The sequence below is a fragment of the Streptococcus sp. HMSC066F01 genome, from assembly GCF_001837335.1.
Classification (GTDB): Bacteria; Bacillota; Bacilli; order Lactobacillales; family Streptococcaceae; genus Streptococcus; species Streptococcus oralis_S.
In genome coordinates, this window is record NZ_KV832087.1 from 1 (window position 1) to 17,324 (window position 17,324).

Annotated in this window: 12 protein-coding genes and 1 CRISPR repeat array; of the genes, 6 read left to right on the forward strand and 6 right to left on the reverse strand. The window is 40.7% G+C overall.

Annotated elements, in window-relative coordinates:
• Positions 1–86: 86 nt before the first annotated feature.
• The 6 genes from HMPREF2655_RS02870 to HMPREF2655_RS02900 form a co-directional block, all read right to left on the reverse strand.
• Positions 87–521, reverse strand: coding sequence for a cytidine deaminase family protein (locus HMPREF2655_RS02870; protein WP_001099276.1), 435 nt, complete (start codon positions 519–521; stop codon positions 87–89).
• A 12-nt stretch (positions 522–533) separates the two neighbouring features.
• Complete coding sequence (gene gltX / locus HMPREF2655_RS02875; protein ID WP_070837511.1) at positions 534–1,994, reverse strand: glutamate--tRNA ligase; 1,461 nt, start codon at positions 1,992–1,994, stop codon at positions 534–536.
• Positions 1,995–2,121: 127 nt separating this feature from the next.
• Positions 2,122–3,471: a glucose-6-phosphate isomerase gene (locus tag HMPREF2655_RS02880; RefSeq protein ID WP_000018243.1), complete on the reverse strand. Its 1,350-nt coding sequence runs from the start codon at positions 3,469–3,471 to the stop codon at positions 2,122–2,124.
• Positions 3,472–3,639: 168 nt separating this feature from the next.
• The gene (locus tag HMPREF2655_RS02890) at positions 3,640–4,329 is read right to left on the reverse strand and encodes a gamma-glutamyl-gamma-aminobutyrate hydrolase family protein (RefSeq protein ID WP_000124767.1); all 690 of its coding nucleotides are present in this window, start codon (positions 4,327–4,329) and stop codon (positions 3,640–3,642) included.
• Between the two features lie 135 nt (positions 4,330–4,464).
• On the reverse strand, positions 4,465–6,231 hold the full coding sequence (locus HMPREF2655_RS02895; RefSeq protein WP_000859991.1) for an ABC transporter ATP-binding protein: 1,767 nt from the start codon (positions 6,229–6,231) through the stop codon (positions 4,465–4,467).
• A 1-nt stretch (position 6,232) separates the two neighbouring features.
• The gene (locus HMPREF2655_RS02900; protein ID WP_000905736.1) at positions 6,233–7,939 is read right to left on the reverse strand and encodes an ABC transporter ATP-binding protein; all 1,707 of its coding nucleotides are present in this window, start codon (positions 7,937–7,939) and stop codon (positions 6,233–6,235) included.
• 206 nt (positions 7,940–8,145) lie between these two features.
• Here HMPREF2655_RS02900 and HMPREF2655_RS02905 point away from each other — a divergent pair, with 206 nt between their 5' ends.
• From HMPREF2655_RS02905 to csn2, 6 genes are all read left to right on the forward strand, one after another.
• Positions 8,146–9,162, forward strand: a complete 1,017-nt coding sequence (locus tag HMPREF2655_RS02905; protein WP_070837513.1) for an NAD(P)H-dependent glycerol-3-phosphate dehydrogenase — start codon at positions 8,146–8,148, stop codon at positions 9,160–9,162.
• 21 nt (positions 9,163–9,183) lie between these two features.
• On the forward strand, positions 9,184–10,083 hold the full coding sequence (gene galU / locus HMPREF2655_RS02910) for a UTP--glucose-1-phosphate uridylyltransferase GalU (RefSeq protein WP_070837515.1): 900 nt from the start codon (positions 9,184–9,186) through the stop codon (positions 10,081–10,083).
• 679 nt (positions 10,084–10,762) lie between these two features.
• Positions 10,763–14,884 (forward strand): type II CRISPR RNA-guided endonuclease Cas9, encoded by a 4,122-nt coding sequence (cas9, locus tag HMPREF2655_RS02915; RefSeq protein ID WP_070837518.1) that lies wholly within the window; start codon positions 10,763–10,765, stop codon positions 14,882–14,884.
• A complete protein-coding gene (gene cas1, locus HMPREF2655_RS02920; protein WP_070837520.1) occupies positions 14,884–15,750 on the forward strand; it encodes a type II CRISPR-associated endonuclease Cas1 in 867 nt (288 codons plus the stop codon). Before cas9 ends, cas1 begins: the two co-directional genes overlap by 1 nt.
• Positions 15,747–16,091, forward strand: coding sequence for a CRISPR-associated endonuclease Cas2 (gene cas2, locus HMPREF2655_RS02925; protein WP_070837522.1), 345 nt, complete (start codon positions 15,747–15,749; stop codon positions 16,089–16,091). The genes cas1 and cas2 overlap by 4 nt, the downstream gene beginning before the upstream one ends.
• The gene (csn2, locus tag HMPREF2655_RS02930; RefSeq protein ID WP_070837524.1) at positions 16,081–16,743 is read left to right on the forward strand and encodes a type II-A CRISPR-associated protein Csn2; all 663 of its coding nucleotides are present in this window, start codon (positions 16,081–16,083) and stop codon (positions 16,741–16,743) included. Before cas2 ends, csn2 begins: the two co-directional genes overlap by 11 nt.
• Positions 16,744–16,833: 90 nt before the next feature.
• Positions 16,834–17,323: a CRISPR direct-repeat array (repeat unit 28 nt; unit sequence GTTTTAGAGCTGTGTTGTTTCGAATGGT).
• Position 17,324 lies beyond the last annotated feature (1 nt).

Consider the following 17,324-nt stretch of genomic DNA (forward strand, 5'->3'; position numbering starts at 1 on the left):
ACTTTTCCGCCTTTGTCAAGGACTTTTTTCCTCTTTATCGAAATTCTGAAAAGATAAGGGAAAAGAGCCAGTTAAACTGACTCCTTCTATTTATCTTGCCAATTAGTCGCGCGTTCCTCTCCCCACCAGTAAGGGATTAATTCGGCAACCTTAATTGTTTTTCTTGTTTCGTAGTTCATCATGAACTCTGCTTCTTTATTTTCAGCATTCAATTCTAAGAGAAATTCTCTGCAAGCGCCACAAGGCATACCTGATCCTTCGCCGTAGGGAGGTTTATCTCGAAAGGCGAGGATTTTCTTAACTTTGGTCTGTCCTAAAAATTGATACATATTGAAGAGAGCCGCTCGTTCTGCACAGAGATGAAAAACGCCACAAGTGCCCTCCATACAAAATCCTGTGAAGATCTGACCATCTTCTGCTTCTACTGCAGCAACAACATGGTTAGCATAAACAAAGTCAGAAACTTCATGAGGATTGTATAAGGTTCGTGCTTCTTCATACATTTTTTCCCATGTATTCATCGGAAGTCCTTTTTATTTAGAAATCTCTTTGAGCATGTTTTCAATATGCTGGATTGACTTTTCACGTCCAAGTAAGAAAATGGTGTCTGGTAATTCTGGTCCATGCATTTCACCTGAAACGGCAATACGAATTGGCATGAAGAGGTTTTTCCCTTTAATACCCGTTTCTTTTTGAACTGCTTTGATTTGTGGGAAGATGTTTTCTGTCACAAATTCTTCATCTGTCATTGCTTCTAGTTTCGCTTTGAAGGCTTCTAAAACAACCGGAACGGTTTCTCCTGCCATGACCTCGCGCTCAGCGTCTGTCAACTCTGGGAAATCTGAGAAGAAAAGATCTGTCAATGGAACGATTTCGTCTACTGATTTCATTTGTGGTTTGTAGAGTTCCACCATTTTTTCAGATTTGTCAGTCAAACGCCCTGCTTCTTCTAAGTATGGTTTTGCCATTTCAAAGATAGTAGCAAGTTCTGCTCTCTTGATGTAGTCGTTGCTCATCCAGTCAAGTTTTTTCTGGTCGAAGGCTGCTGGAGACTTGCTGAGGCGGTTTTCATCAAAGAGTTTAATCAATTCCTCACGAGAGAAGATTTCGTCTTCGCCGCCAGGATTCCAACCAAGAAGAGCGATAAAGTTAAAGACAGCTTCTGGAAGATAGCCTTTCTTACGGTAATCTTCGATAAATTGAAGGGTATTGGTATCGCGTTTAGACAATTTTTTCCCCGTTTCAGAGTTGATGATCAAAGTCATGTGACCGAACTCTGGAGCTTCCCAACCAAGAGCCTCATAAACCATAAGCTGTTTGGGTGTGTTGGCAATGTGGTCATCTCCGCGAATAACATGGGAAATTTGCATGTCGTGGTCATCGATGACAACGGCAAAGTTGTAAGTTGGGTAACCATCTTTCTTTTGGATAACCCAGTCGCCACCGATGTTGCCACCTTCAAACTCGATATCACCTTTGACCATATCATGCCATTTGTAGATACCAGACTCATTGACAGCCAAACGAACAGTTGGGATGATACCAGCTGCTTCACGTTCTGCGATGTAAGCTACTTTTTCTTCTTCGCTCATACCAAGGTATTCGTTAATGTAACGAGGTGTTTCGCCAACTGCTTCTTGGCGTTCGCGCTCAGCTGCCAACTCTTCTTCTGTGACGTAAGATTTGTAGGCTTTTCCTTCAGCTAGTAATTGGTCGATGTATTTTTGATAGAGTTTCAAACGCTCTGATTGGCGATAGTTTTCATGAGTCTCTGGACTTTCATCCCAGTCCATGCCTAACCAGCGAAGGTTTTCAAGCTGTGAACGCTCTCCGTCTTCGACATGGCGTTTACGGTCGGTATCTTCGATACGAATAATAAAAGTTCCACCATGATGGCGTGCGTAAAGGTAGTTAAACAATGCTGTACGGGCATTTCCGATGTGTAGTAGTCCTGTTGGACTTGGTGCGTAGCGTACGCGGATATCTTTTGACATAGTTTCTCCTATAAAGTCTCTAGGCGTCTGCCTTTTTGCTTTCTATATTATATCACAAGTCTCGCTTGAGTCCAATGTCTAGGAATAAAGAGAGTAAAAAGAGTGGTCAAACCACTCTTTTCTTCTATTATAGACGTGCGTTAAGCTCTTTGCTCAATTCTTCAAATCCTGGTTTCCCAAGAAGGGCAAACATGTTACGTTTGTAGGCTTCAACACCTGGTTGGTCAAATGGGTTGATAGCATTCAAGTAACCTGAAAGGGCGATAGCCAATTCGAAGAAGTAGATAGTGTAACCAAGAGTGAAAGCATCTTGCTCTGGAAGAGTCACGTACATGTTTGGTACATCACCGTCTGTGTGGGCAAGAAGAACACCGTCAGTTGCTTTTTTGTTTACAAAGTCAACGTCTTTTCCTTGAAGGTAACCAAGTCCATCAAGATCTTCTTCTAAGCTAGGGATAATCACGTTCTTGCGTGGTTTGTCAACACGGACAACTGTTTCAAACATGATACGAGTTCCTTCTTGGATAAATTGTCCCAATGAGTGCAAGTCAGTTGAGAAGTTTGCTGAAGTGGGGTAAATCCCTTTTTGGTCTTTCCCTTCTGACTCACCAGCCAATTGTTTCCACCATTCTGAGAAGTATTGAAGTGATGGCTCGTAGTTTACCAAGATTTCAGTAGCGTAGCCTTTACGGTAAAGGATGTTACGAACTGCTGCGTATTGGTAAGCTTCATTTTCAGCAATCTTGTCTGAAGTGTAATCTTTACGAGCTGCATTCGCACCTTCCATAAGGGCTTTGATGTCAGCTCCTGATGCTGCGATTGGAAGCAATCCAACTGCTGTCAATACTGAGAAGCGTCCACCGATGTCATCTGGAACAACAAATGTTTCCCAACCGTTGGCATCTGCTTCAACCTTAACAGCACCTTTTTGGCGGTCAGTTGTAGCGTAGATACGTTTGTTAGCTTCTTCTTGACCGTATTTCTTAACCAAGAGTTCTTTGAAGACGCGGAAAGCGATAGCTGGTTCTGTTGTTGTACCTGATTTAGAAATCACGTTTACTGAGAAGTCTTTGTCAGCTACGTACTCTACCAAGTCAGCAAGGTAAGTAGATGAGATTGAGTTCCCAGCGTAAAGGATTTGTGGCGCTTTGCGTTCTTCTTTTGTTTGCAAGTTCGCAAAGTGGTGGTTCAAGAAGTCAATGGCTGCTTTGGCACCAAGGTAAGATCCACCGATACCGATTACAACCAAAACATCGCTATCTGACTTGATTTGCTCAGCAGCTTTCAAGATGCGGTCGAATTCTTCGCGGTCGTAGTTTTCAGGTAGGTCCAACCAACCCAAAAAGTCGCTACCAGCACCAGTTCCTTTACGAATCAATTCGTCTGCAGCTGTTACTTGTGCTTGCATGTATTCCACTTCATGTGGGGCAACAAATTTGTCTAAAACTTTTGAATAATCAAATTTAATATGTGACATGATAATCCTCCAAAATTTCTTCTTTTCTATCATAACGCTTACCTTCGATTTTTTCAAGCTTTTTTATTGAATTTGCCCAATTTTTATCAGAATTCAAACGTTTGCGTAAATTTGCTAAAATATAAAAAATCTGAAAGGGCGAATAAAAACGGCTAGAGATTCTAACCGTTACAATTCATTTAATAAATACTCAAATAATTCTAAATTGCCGTCTTCTTCATTGACCAGAAACTCTGGATGCCACTGCAAACCGATGATACGGTGCTCATCGATAGACTCAATTGCTTCGATAGTCTGGTCTCTTGGATCAATAGCAGTTACACGGAAATTAGGCGCCAGATTTTTAATACTTTGACGATGGACTGAGTTGACCCGACTTTCTTTTCCAAACAACTTAGCCACCACGCTTCCTTCTACTGTCTCAATAGAATGAGATGTCCCAAAAGGCAGGCCTTGCCAGTGACCTTCAATTTCTTGGTGAAGAGTGCCGCCAAAAGCAACATTGACCAGCTGAACACCGCGGCAGATTGCCAAAATGGGCTTATTCTGATGGAGTGCTTCTCTCAAGAGTGCCAATTCAAACTCATCGCGTACAAGGTTGTAATCATCGCTCTCAATGGTCTTTTTCTCCCCATAAAACTGAGGATGGACGTTTTGCCCACCTGTCAAGATGAGTTTGTCAATCATTTCTACATAATCGCGAACAATGGACTCATCCCCTACAGGAATTACTAAAGGAAGACCACCGACTTGACGAATGCTCTCTGCAAATTTACAGGATACAGATGAGTGGATGTTTTTCCCTTCTGCATCTACAGGACATAGGTTCGCAGCAACTCCTACAACCGTTCTAGCCATGATGTGTCTCCTTTCGATTTTCTTGCGACAGTCTTATCTTATCACTCCAACCCTTTCCTGTCTAATATGTTTTTTTAAAGACCGTGATAAGTATTTTTTATGGATAAGAAAAAGCTGCCCAAGAGGACAACTTTTCTATTCGAAGACAAATTGATTGTGATACAGTTCTGAGTAGAAACCGCCGAGCTTGAGCAACTCGTGATGATTTCCACGTTCAATAACCTCTCCATCTTTAAGGACAATAATCTGATCGGCATTGAGGATGGTCTTCAAACGATGGGCAATGACAAAACTGGTTCGTCCTGCTACAACTGCCTCCATGGCATGTTGAATCTTGCTTTCTGTTACGGTATCCACATTGGAAGTCGCTTCATCTAGGATTAGGACTTGAGGATCAGTCATCAAGGTCCGAGCGATGGAAATCAATTGTTTCTGCCCAGTCGAGAAGATATTTTGCTCATCATCAATAAGGGTATCATACTTATCAGGCAAGCTTTCGATATAGTCATGAATATGAGTTGCCTTGGCAGCTGCTTCGACCATTTCCTGACTGGCATCTGGCACACCAAAGCGGATATTGTCCCGAATCGTTCCACTAAACAAGACCGAATCCTGCAAGACAATCCCGACCTTGCTCCGCAGACTGTCCAAGTCGTAGTCACGGATGTCTTTGCCATCAAAAGAAATGCTACCTGCATCCACATCGTAGAAGCGATTGATAAGGTTCATGATGGTCGTTTTCCCTGAACCAGTCGGACCGACAACTGCTATCATCTGCCCCTTAGGAGCTGAAATGCTAACATCTTTTAAAATCGGCTTGTCTGGCACATAAGAGAAATCAATATGACTGATTTCAACACCTTCTCGCAATTCCGTAAAGGCAGGCGCATTTTGCGGACGAATCTCTTCTTCTGCATCGAACATTTCTTGGATACGATCCGCTCCAGTAAAGGCCAACTGGAGGCTCCCCCAACTCGCAGCCACCTGGATAATTGGCTGGTAGTACTGCTGAGAAAATTGGGTAAACATGACGATCAAACCTAGGGCTGTCGTTGTTTCGATACTTGGATCGTTCAGCAGGACCGCAGAACCTGCAAAAATAACGATGGCCGTATTGACCAAGCTCATCCCATTCATAACAGGAAACAGGATGCCTGAGAACATTCTCCCTTTAAAGGTTGCCTTGCGCACGCGCTCATTTTGCTCCACAAAGCCTGCTACGATGTCATCTTGAATTCCTTGTACGATAACAGCTTTCTGTCCAGAAATACTCTCGTCCATGTAGGCATTGAGTTTCCCAACCTCTTTTTGCTGGAGATTGGTGTACTTGCGGGCCATTTTCACGATGAAGACCAACATGAGAAAGGCTACTGGGGTGCTAGCTACTGTTATCAGGGCTAGTGTCACATTTCTTGAAAACATGACAAAGATCAAACCGATGTAAAGAGCAATATTGCTCATGACCTGAACTAGGCTTTCATTGAAGGCTTGAAGGATGTTGTCCAAGTCACTCGTAAAGCGAGAGAGGATATCGCCATCCTGATGGCGGTCAAAGAAAGAAACCGTTAAACGAGAAAGTTTGCCAAAGAGGCCCTTACGCATCTCATTTGTTGACTCAGCAATCACACGGGTCATCAAGGTCATGTAAATCAAACTAGATACCACTAAGGCGAGGACAACCAGAGCTAGATTCAGCATCAGAGCTGACAAACTCTGCCAGGCTAGTTCGGAAGTCCCATTTTGATAAGCTAGAACTAGGTTAGCTAGCTCTGTGACTGCTTGACCTGAAAAAACTGGAAAGAGGGCTTGGGCAATCGTCGCAACCGCAACCATCAGAATCACAATGACAAAGGAGAACTTGTAAACTTTAAAATAATTCCAGAAAAATCGAACGGTTTTCATTTTATTCCTCCTTTCCCTTTTGTGTTTCGTAGATTTCGCGGTAGATGGCGTTGTTAGCTACCAAATCCGCATGCCTTCCTTCTCCAATCAAGCGCCCTTGATCCAAGACCAAAATCTTGTCCGCATGGACGACTGAACTGATCTTTTGAGCGATGATAATGGTTGTTGTCCCTTTCAGATCTTTGTTCAAAGCTTCCTGCACGAGTCTCTCTGACTTAGCATCCAAAGCCGAAGTCGAATCATCAAAAATCAGGATACGGGGATTGCTGACAATCCCACGGGCAATGGACATCCGTTGTTTTTGTCCACCAGAAAAATTGGTGCCTCGTTCTTCGACCTGACTCTCAAATTTGTTTTCCATGCGTCCGATAAATTCGCTGGCTTGGGCAATCCGTGCTGCACGTTCCATTTCTGACACGCTGGCATTGCCTTTTCCTTGACGAAGATTATCTGCAATGGTCCCACTAAAGAGAATAGCACGTTGCAAGACGATGGAAACTGTTTTACGTAAGGTTCCCTCGCTGACGTCTCGAATATCCTTGCCACCAATCTTGATAGATCCCTCTTGTGGATCAAAAAGCCGTGGAATTAACTGAGCTAGGGTGGATTTCCCTGCTCCAGTCGCCCCAACCACACCGACCATCTGACCAGGCGCAATTTCAAAGGTCACATTCTTCAGCATAGGCTCATCGTCATTGGGATAGGTAAAGGTCACATTTTCAAAAGAGAGACTTCCTTCTAACTCTTCGTCTGGGAGATCTTTAAATGTCATCGCTGGCTCGGTATCTAGAATTTCGCGGATACGACGCAAGGAAATCATGGCACGACTGACAGAATTTCCTAAAAATCCAACCATGATGATGGTAAAGATAATCTGGCTGAGATAGTTGATAAAGGAAGCAATCGAGCCCACAACAGATGGATCTGACTGAGCCATGCCTGCCACCAACCAGATAGAGAGGAAGACTGCCCCATAGCCGACTAGCATCATAACAGGTTCTATAACTGAGAAGGCATAACCGATATAAAGATTTTGGCCGAGAAGTTCATCTGAGACTTCGGTAAATTTGTCAAATTGTGCTTTTTCCTGCACAAAGGATTTAACCACGCGCACACCACGTAGATTTTCCTTAGCGATAGCATTGATCCGTTCAAGAAGGGTTTGAAACTTAGCAAATCGTGGTCCCATCATTCCCATCATGATGGCTGTTAGTGCAAAGATCAAGAGCACCATGAGGACAATCACCCACCAAAGTGATGGAAGAGTGTGAACCGCCAAGATAAAGGAACCGATAAAGAGAAGAGGGAGACGGAAAAGAATTTGAAAAGCCATCATCACCACGTTCTGAATTTGGTTGATATCATTGGTCATACGGACGACAAGGTTGCCGGCATTAAACTGCTCGATATTGGCATAAGAAAAAGTCTGGATCTTGCGAAAAGCGTCTTCCCGAAGGTCCGAAGACACTCCTTGAGCAATATAGGCTGCAAGCGTTACATTGACCCCACCTGCAACCAGACCGACTAGGGCTACTCCTATCAGCCAAGTGCCAATACTATAAATAGCCTCATTTTGTCCGGCCAACAAAGCCTCTAACACCTCTTGCAAATAGCGCGGTTGCAAGAGCGAACTCGCAACCATCAAGCCTGTCATCATTAAGGATGCCAAGGCCTGCCATTTATAGGTTTTTATTTTTTTAATCAGCATATTTCCTCCTAATAAAATAGATAAAGGGAGCGACATCCTGCGTCAGCTCCTTCTCATTCGTTCATATTGATGCTATTCTAGCAAAAAAGAGGCATCTTGTCAAAGAAGTCTCCTTATTATAAATTAGTACGCTTTCATCTACAGGTGATGCATGAAAAGGCTTTTTATGGTAAAATGGAAGGAAGAACTCTTACAAGGAGGAAAAGATGAAGAAACAAACCATCGCTGTCTTGGGTCCTGGTTCTTGGGGAACTGCCCTTTCGCAGGTCCTAAACGACAATGGACACGAGGTTCGAATTTGGGGAAATATTTCTGACCAAATTGATGAAATCAATAACCAACATACAAACAAACGCTATTTCAAAGATATCCTATTCGACGAAAAAATCAAAGCCTATCATGATTTAGAAGAAACACTAAAGGATGTGGATGCTGTTTTATTTGTAGTCCCAACAAAAGTAACGAGACTGGTTGCCCAACAAGTAGCAAAGGTGCTCGATCACAAGGTTGTCATCATGCATGCCTCCAAAGGATTGGAACCAGATAGCCACAAACGCCTATCGACTATTCTTGAAGAGGAAATCCCAGCTGACCTTCGTAGTGAAGTCGTTGTTGTTTCAGGACCTAGTCACGCTGAGGAAACGATTGTGCGGGATATTACCTTGATCACTGCAGCCTCTAAAGACCTTGAAACTGCTCAGTACGTCCAAAATCTCTTTAGCAATCACTACTTCCGTCTCTATACTAATACGGATGTTATCGGAGTTGAAACCGCTGGCGCTCTCAAAAACATCATTGCAGTTGGTGCGGGTGCATTACATGGCCTAGGATTTGGTGACAATGCCAAGTCGGCTATCATCGCTCGAGGATTAGCAGAAATCACCCGTCTAGGGGTGGCTCTTGGGGCTAGTCCCCTAACTTATAGCGGTCTTTCTGGAGTTGGAGATTTGATCGTAACGGGGACATCTGTCCACTCTCGTAACTGGAGGGCCGGTGATGCTCTCGGTCGTGGAGAATCCCTCGCAGACATCGAAGCAAACATGGGTATGGTCATCGAAGGCATTTCAACAACTCGAGCAGCTTACGAGCTGGCTCAGGAATTGGATGTCTACATGCCAATCACACAGGCTATTTACCGAGTTATCTACGAAGGTGTCAATATCAAAGAAGCAATCACTGACATCATGAGCAATGAATTTAAAGCAGAAAACGAATGGTCTTAGACCCTTATAGAAAGGAACATCATGAAACAAAAAGTCAGAAAAGCAGTCATCCCTGCCGCTGGATTGGGAACTCGTTTCCTCCCAGCAACTAAGGCCTTGGCCAAGGAAATGTTGCCAATCGTAGACAAGCCAACTATCCAGTTTATCGTTGAAGAAGCCCTCAAGTCTGGAATCGAAGACATCTTGGTTGTTACTGGTAAGTCAAAACGTTCTATCGAGGACCACTTCGACTCAAACTTCGAATTGGAATATAACCTCAAAGAAAAAGGGAAAACAGATCTTTTGAAGCTGGTTGATGAGACAACCGGCATGCGCCTGCATTTTATCCGTCAAACACATCCACGTGGTCTCGGAGATGCTGTCTTGCAAGCCAAAGCTTTCGTCGGAAATGAACCTTTTGTCGTTATGCTTGGTGATGACTTGATGGATATCACCAACGAAAAGGCTGTTCCACTTACCAAACAACTCATGGATGACTACGAGCGTACCCACGCGTCTACTATCGCTGTCATGCCAGTCCCTCATGACGAAGTATCTGCTTATGGGGTTATTGCTCCACAAGGCGAAGGAAAAGACGGCCTTTACAGCGTTGAAACCTTCGTTGAAAAACCAGCGCCAGAGGATGCTCCTAGCGACCTTGCTATCATCGGACGCTACCTCCTCACTCCTGAAATTTTCCAAATCCTCGAAAACCAAGCTCCAGGTGCAGGAAATGAAATTCAGCTGACAGATGCAATCGATACCCTCAATAAAACACAACGTGTATTTGCTCGTGAGTTCAAAGGGGCTCGTTACGATGTCGGAGACAAGTTTGGCTTTATGAAAACATCCATCGACTACGCTCTCAAACACCCACAAGTCAAAAACGACTTGAAAGACTACCTCATCCAACTTGGGAAAGAGTTAGCTGAGGGGGAATAGAAGAACAGTTCATATAAAAAAGAACTAGGATAGTTAATTATCCCAGTTCTTTTTATTTTGTATTGCTATCATCCCGAACATATAAACCAACAAAAGGAAATCATATTTCTCAGTTAACCCACTTACAAGCTCCATCGAATTGATCTCGAATTTTATGAAAGCGCTACGATAATATTTGTTTTTTTCTAAAAATAGGAGTACAATAAGTTAGTATAATAAAATAAAAAGCACCGAATCGGTGCGCACTTTTTCAAGTTGTGTACGGACAAAGCCTTATTTTAACTTTGCTGTGTTGTTTCGAATAATTCCAACAGCTTTATTGTACTATACTTGTCAAAAATTATCAAGTGAAATGTAAATCATTTTACAGATACGACAAAAAGCTAGTTTATCCTCATTTGAAACAATACAGTTCTAAAACTAAAATATAACCTATAATTGATTTTAGCACATTTTTACCGATATTTCATCATTATTCTATTGAAATTTTTAGTTAGAATGATACGATTAAATATAGTTATATTTTAAGGAAATTATTTTGAAAAAGTTCAAATTCACTAAAGATAATTTAGCTATTCTAACTGAGTTAGTAAAGTTTATAAATGGGTGCATTGCCCTAATCAAAGCTCTCATTTCTTAATTTTAAAATTATAACTTAATACAACGGAGGTTTTTATACATGGAAAACAAAAATTACTCTATCGGACTTGATATTGGTACTAACAGCGTCGGATGGGCCGTTATTACAGATGACTATAAAGTGCCATCTAAAAAGATGAAAGTTCTGGGTAATACCGATAAACGATTTATCAAGAAAAATCTCATCGGGGCTCTATTGTTTGATGAGGGAACTACTGCTGAGGCTAGACGCCTTAAACGAACTGCACGTCGTCGCTATACTCGCCGGAAAAATCGTCTTCGCTATCTTCAAGAAATCTTTGCTGAGGAAATGAGCAAGGTAGATAGTAGTTTCTTTCATCGATTGGATGACTCCTTTTTAATTCCTGAGGATAAAAGAGGGAGTAAATACCCTATTTTTGCTACCTTGGCAGAAGAAAAAGAATACCATAAGCAATTTCCAACTATCTATCATTTGAGAAAGCAACTGGCTGATTCGAAAGAAAAAGCTGACTTGCGCTTGATCTATCTAGTATTAGCTCATATGATTAAATACCGTGGGCATTTTTTATATGAAGAAGCTTTCGATATAAAAAATAATGATATTCAAAAAATCTTTAACGAGTTTATAAGCATTTACGACAACACCTTTGAAGGAAGTTCACTTAGTGGGCAAAACGCACAAATAGAAGCAATTTTTACCGATAAAATTAGTAAATCTGCAAAGAGAGAACGCGTTCTAAGACTCTTTCCTGATGAAAAGTCCACTGGTTTGTTTTCGGAATTTCTCAAGTTGATTGTAGGAAATCAAGCTGATTTCAAAAAACATTTTGACTTAGAAGAAAAAGCTCCGCTACAATTTTCTAAAGATACCTATGATGAGGATTTGGAAAACTTGCTCGGACAAATTGGAGATGACTTTGCTGATCTTTTCTTAGTTGCCAAAAAACTCTATGATGCTATTCTTCTATCAGGCATTTTGACTGTCACAGATCCTTCAACCAAGGCTCCATTATCAACATCTATGATTGAGCGCTATGAAAATCACCAAAAAGACTTGGCAGCTTTAAAACAATTCATCAAAAACAATCTTCCAGAAAAATATGATGAAGTTTTTTCTGACCAATCTAAAGATGGGTATGCTGGATATATCGATGGCAAGACCACTCAAGAAACATTTTACAAATATATCAAAAATCTTCTCTCTAAATTCGAAGGAACAGATTATTTCCTTGATAAAATCGAACGTGAAGATTTTTTGAGAAAACAACGCACCTTTGATAATGGTTCTATTCCTCATCAAATTCACCTTCAAGAAATGAATGACATTCTCCGTCGGCAAGGAGAATATTATCCATTTCTGAAGGACAATAAAGAAAAGATAGAGAAAATCTTAACTTTCCGTATTCCTTACTACGTTGGCCCATTGGCTCGTGGCAATCGTGATTTTGCGTGGCTTACTCGAAATTCTGACCAAGCAATCCGACCTTGGAATTTTGAGGAAATTGTTGATAAGGCAAGCTCTGCAGAAGAATTCATCAATAAGATGACTAACTATGATTTGTATTTACCAGAGGAAAAAGTTTTGCCTAAGCACAGTCTCTTGTATGAAACATTTGCTGTCTATAATGAATTAACAAAAGTAAAATTTATTGCAGAGGGATTGAGAGACTATCAATTCCTTGATAGCGGGCAAAAGAAAGATATTTTTTATACTCTTTTTAAGGCCGAAGATAAAAGAAAAGTAACTGAAAAAGACATCATTCATTATCTACACAATGTTGATGGCTACGATGGAATCGAACTAAAAGGAATTGAAAAACAATTTAACGCTAGTCTTTCTACTTATCATGATTTACTTAAGATTATTAAGGATAAAGAGTTTATGGATGACCCTAATAATGAAGAGATTCTTGAAAATATCGTCCACACGCTAACTATCTTTGAAGATCGTGAGATGATTAAGCAACGCCTTGCTCAGTATGACTCTCTCTTTGATGAAAAAGTCATCAAAGCACTGACTCGTCGACATTATACTGGTTGGGGAAAACTCTCTGCTAAGTTAATTAACGGTATCAGTGATAAACAAACTGGCAATACGATTCTTGACTACCTGATTGATGATGGTGAGATTAATCGTAACTTTATGCAGTTAATCAATGATGACAGGCTTTCTTTCAAAGAAATTATCCAAAAAGCACAAGTGGTTGGTGAGATTGACGATGTGAAGCAAGTTGTCCGAGAACTCCCAGGAAGCCCTGCCATTAAAAAGGGAATTTTACAAAGTATCAAGATTGTTGATGAACTTGTCAAGGTTATGGGACATGCTCCTGAGTCCATTGTGATTGAGATGGCACGAGAAAATCAGACAACTGGCAGAGGGAAAAAGAATTCTCAACAAAGATATAAGCGCATTGAAGATGCACTAAAAAATTTAGCACCTGGGCTTGATTCAAATATATTAAAAGAACATCCAACAGATAATATTCAACTTCAAAATGATCGTCTCTTCCTTTACTATCTCCAAAATGGGAAGGATATGTACACTGGAGAAGCTCTTGATATCAACCAACTGAGCAACTATGACATTGACCACATCATCCCACAGGCCTTTATCAAGGATGATTCTCTTGATAACCGTGTCTTAACTAGTTCAAAGGATAATCGTGGGAAATCCGATAATGTTCCTAGCCTAGAAGTCGTTCAAAAAAGAAAAGCCTTTTGGAAACAATTATTGGATTCTAAATTGATTTCAGAACGTAAATTTAATAATTTAACCAAGGCTGAACGAGGTGGGCTAGATGAGCGTGATAAAGTTGGTTTTATCAAGCGCCAGTTAGTTGAAACACGTCAAATCACAAAACATGTTGCTCAGATTTTAGATGCCCGCTTCAATACAGAAGTGACTGAGAAGGATAAGCAGAACCGCATCGTCAAAATCATCACTTTGAAATCCAATCTAGTTTCCAACTTCCGTAAAGAATTTAGGTTATACAAGGTACGGGAAATCAATGACTACCACCACGCGCATGATGCCTATTTAAATGCAGTGGTTGCTAAGGCTATCCTTAAGAAATATCCTAAACTAGAGCCTGAATTCGTCTATGGTAACTATCAAAAATACGATCTTAAGAGATACATCTCCAGATTCAAAGATCCTAAAGAAGTCGAAAAAGCAACTGAAAAATATTTCTTCTACTCAAACTTGCTGAACTTCTTTAAAGAAGAGGTGCATTACGCAGACGGAACTATCGTAAAAAGAGAGAATATCGAATACTCCAAGGATACTGGAGAAATCGCTTGGAATAAGGAAAAAGATTTCGCAACAATCAAAAAAATTTTATCACTTCCGCAGGTGAATATTGTGAAGAAGCGAGAGGTGCAAACAGGTGGTTTCTCTAAAGAGTCCATTCTTCCTAAAGGAAATTCTGACAAGCTAATCCCTCGAAAAACAAAGGATATTCTTTGGGAAACTACTAAATATGGGGGATTTGATAGCCCTGTTATCGCCTATTCGATCTTGCTCATTGCCGATATCGAAAAAGGAAAAGCGAAAAAACTGAAGACTGTCAAAACTCTAGTTGGTATCACGATTATGGAAAAAGCCGCTTTTGAGGAGAATCCAATAACTTTCCTTGAAAATAAAGGCTATCATAATGTCCGTAAAGAAAACATCCTCTGCCTACCTAAGTATAGTTTATTTGAACTGGAAAATGGTCGCAGACGCATGCTTGCCAGTGCGAAAGAACTTCAAAAAGGCAATGAAATAGTACTTCCAGTATACTTAACAATCTTGCTCTACCATTCTAAAAATGTCCATAAACTAGACGAGCCAGAACATTTGGAATACATCCAGAAACACCGAAATGAATTTAAGGATTTGTTAAATCTTGTATCTGAGTTCTCTCAAAAATATGTCCTCGCAGATGCAAATCTAGAGAAAATCCAGAACTTATATGCAGACAATGAGCAAGCAGATATAGAAATTCTAGCAAATTCGTTTATCAATTTGTTGACCTTTACTGCTTTGGGTGCTCCTGCTGCCTTTAAATTTTTTGGCAAAGATGTTGATCGAAAACGGTACACAACTGTATCTGAAATCCTCAACGCCACCCTCATCCACCAATCTATCACTGGTCTCTACGAGACTCGGATTGACTTAAGTAAACTAGGAGAAGACTAATGGGATGGAGAACCGTTGTTGTCAATACGCACTCTAAGCTCTCCTACAAGAACAATCACTTGATTTTTAAAGATGCCTCTCGGACAGAGTTGATTCACCTGTCCGAGGTGGACATCCTTCTTTTGGAGACGACGGATATCGTTCTCTCCACCATGCTGATTAAACGTTTGGTGGATGAAAATATTCTGGTCATCTTTTGTGATGATAAACGCTTGCCAACTGCATACTTAATGCCTTACTACGGTCGGCACGATTCCAGTTTACAACTCTCTCGTCAAATTTCCTGGAATGAAGATGTAAAGGCGGAAATCTGGACGACGATTATTGCACAAAAAATTCTCAATCAGGCTTTTTATTTGGATAGTTGTGGTTTTCTGGAAAAGAGTCAGTCCGTCATTGATCTCTATCATGGGTTGGATTTGTTTGATCCTAGCAACCGCGAAGGGCACGCAGCTCGGATTTATTTTAACACCTTGTTTGGAAATGATTTTAGCCGTGAACAAGATAATGATGTCAATGCTGCCTTGGACTACGGTTACACCTTAATTTTGAGTATGTTTGCGCGTGAGATTGTTTTGTCTGGCTGTATGACCCAGTTTGGCTTGAAACATGCTAATCAGTTTAATCAATTCAACCTAGCTAGCGATATTATGGAGCCTTTCCGTCCGATTATTGACAGAATCGTCTATGAAAATCGAAGCAGTTCTTTTGTCAAAATCAAGCGAGAGCTGTTCACTATTTTCTCAGATACCTTCCACTACAATGGCAAAGATATGTACCTGTCCAATATCGTCAGCGACTATACTAAGAAAGTCATCCAAGCTCTCAATCAACCGGAGAAAGGAGTTCCTGAGTTTAGGATATGAGTTATCGATATATGCGTATGATTTTAATGTTTGATATGCCGGTTGATACTATAGAGGAACGCAAGGCCTATCGGAAATTTCGTAAGTTCCTCATAGATGAGGGATTTATCATGCACCAATTCTCCATCTATAGCAAACTTTTGCTCAACAACTCTGCTAATAACGCCATGATTGAGCGACTCAAAACTCACAACCCTAAAAAAGGAAACATTACTCTCTTAACCGTTACAGAAAAGCAATTTTCTCGCATGATCTACTTAAATGGCGAGCGAAATACCAGTGTAGCAAACTCCGATGCACGTTTAGTCTTTCTAGGAGAGGAGCCTAGAGATGAAGATTAATTTCCCATTATTAGATGAACCATTGGCTATTGAAAATGCAACCTTTTTAGTGTTGGAAGACCAGTTTACCTTTTCGACTATCGTCAAGCAGTTCTACCAGTACACTGATGATGGAGAGTTAAAGTTGTTTGATAGAAATCTAAAAGCTCTGAGAGAGGCTGAGTTACTACTGATAACGGATGTCTTAGGATATAATCTCAACTCACCTGCCATGCTCAAGCTGATACATGCAGATCTTGAAAATCAACTTAATGACAAGCCAGAAGTCAAATCCATGATTGAAAAACTGGTAGCTACGATTACAGAATTGTTAGCATTTGAGTGCTTAGAAAATGAACTAGACCTAGAGTACGATGAAATCACCATTCTAGAGTTGATCGATGCCCTAGGAGTCAAAGTTGAAACTCTGAGTGATACACCTTTCGAAAAGATGCTAGAAATTGTCCAAGTTTTTAAATATCTTTCCAAAAAGAAACTCCTTGTCTTCATCAATGCGACCGCCTATCTATCAAAGGATGAGTTAGTAAATCTGATAGAGTATATCCAACTCAATCAACTAAAGGTTTTATTTATCGAACCTCGAAAAGTCTATGATTTTCCTCAATATGTGCTGGATCAAGACTATTTCTTGAACCCTGAAAATATGGTATAATAAGGGTAACAATTGGAACCTGACGAGCTGAAGTCTGGCTGGGACGAATGGCGCGATTACGAAATTTCGTGAGAAAAATTTTTCTACGAGGTTTTAGAGCTGTGTTGTTTCGAATGGTTCCAAAACCATATCTTCCATGGCTAAAGACCAGTCCGTGTTTTAGAGCTGTGTTGTTTCGAATGGTTCCAAAACGTTTAAAATCAACGTAACAAATGATAATAAGTTTTAGAGCTGTGTTGTTTCGAATGGTTCCAAAACGTTCTTTTATACTACGGTTATCAAACCATTGTTTTAGAGCTGTGTTGTTTCGAATGGTTCCAAAACCAAAGAAATAGTCAATTATTTCTACATCTTGTTTTAGAGCTGTGTTGTTTCGAATGGTTCCAAAACGATAAAGAGTCGTTCAAAGTGGAGCCTGAGGTTTTAGAGCTGTGTTGTTTCGAATGGTTCCAAAACCATTGGTGGGGAATTTTCCCTGCTCGTCAGGTTTTAGAGCTGTGTTGTTTCGAATGGTTCCAAAACGTTTTCCTCGTCGCTCTCAAATGCTGAGTGGTTTTAGAGCTGTGTTGTTTCGAATGGTT

Coding starts and splice junctions, on each gene's coding strand:
- gltX (WP_070837511.1), bottom strand. CDS start 1,994: ATGTCAAAAGATATCCGCGTACGCTACGCACCAAGTCCAACAGGACTA.
- cas2 (WP_070837522.1), top strand. CDS start 15,747: ATGAGTTATCGATATATGCGTATGATTTTAATGTTTGATATGCCGGTT.
- cas9 (WP_070837518.1), top strand. CDS start 10,763: ATGGAAAACAAAAATTACTCTATCGGACTTGATATTGGTACTAACAGC.
- HMPREF2655_RS02895 (WP_000859991.1), bottom strand. CDS start 6,231: ATGAAAACCGTTCGATTTTTCTGGAATTATTTTAAAGTTTACAAGTTC.
- HMPREF2655_RS02890 (WP_000124767.1), bottom strand. CDS start 4,329: ATGGCTAGAACGGTTGTAGGAGTTGCTGCGAACCTATGTCCTGTAGAT.
- cas1 (WP_070837520.1), top strand. CDS start 14,884: ATGGGATGGAGAACCGTTGTTGTCAATACGCACTCTAAGCTCTCCTAC.
- HMPREF2655_RS02880 (WP_000018243.1), bottom strand. CDS start 3,471: ATGTCACATATTAAATTTGATTATTCAAAAGTTTTAGACAAATTTGTT.
- HMPREF2655_RS02905 (WP_070837513.1), top strand. CDS start 8,146: ATGAAGAAACAAACCATCGCTGTCTTGGGTCCTGGTTCTTGGGGAACT.
- galU (WP_070837515.1), top strand. CDS start 9,184: ATGAAACAAAAAGTCAGAAAAGCAGTCATCCCTGCCGCTGGATTGGGA.
- HMPREF2655_RS02900 (WP_000905736.1), bottom strand. CDS start 7,939: ATGCTGATTAAAAAAATAAAAACCTATAAATGGCAGGCCTTGGCATCC.
- HMPREF2655_RS02870 (WP_001099276.1), bottom strand. CDS start 521: ATGAATACATGGGAAAAAATGTATGAAGAAGCACGAACCTTATACAAT.
- csn2 (WP_070837524.1), top strand. CDS start 16,081: ATGAAGATTAATTTCCCATTATTAGATGAACCATTGGCTATTGAAAAT.